Genomic DNA, 401 nt, shown 5'->3' with positions numbered 1-401 from the left:
ACCATCGGCGCTGAAGAGCTTAACTGCCGTGTTCGGGATGGGAACGGGTGTGACCTCTTCGCTGTAGCCACCTGACTTTTTTAAGACATTCATTATTATAGCATAAAAAGTGGTTTTTGCAAGAACTTTTTATGTTCTTTCAAAACTGGATAGAAGCGTTCATTGTATGGGCATAAAAACCGGTTGGATACACAGCCATGTGTTGTCCAGCTCCAGTCGGCCAGCCCCTCGGGCATAAGCCGTCACAGCTGTGTGGCAAAGAGCACTACCCTGCTGGTCCGTCTTACGCCTGCCGGGCCTGAACGGCCGACTTGCGCATTTCGTTTGATTAAGTCCTCGATCGATTAGTATTCGTCAGCTCCATGCGTCACCGCACGTCCACCCCGAACCTATCTACCTCG

1 rRNA gene is annotated in these 401 nt (G+C 50.6%); it reads right to left on the bottom strand.

What is annotated here, in order from left to right:
- Positions 1–75 (bottom strand): 5S ribosomal RNA (rrf, locus tag NLX67_RS22675); the annotation flags it as partial.
- Positions 76–401: the final 326 nt, after the last annotated feature.

The sequence above is a fragment of the Domibacillus sp. A3M-37 genome, assembly GCF_024213455.1.
In the GTDB taxonomy this organism is placed as follows: Bacteria; Bacillota; Bacilli; order Bacillales; family Domibacillaceae; genus Domibacillus; species Domibacillus tundrae.
The sequence above is the reverse complement of the archived record's forward strand: the minus strand, read 5'-3'. Positions and strand labels throughout refer to the sequence as shown.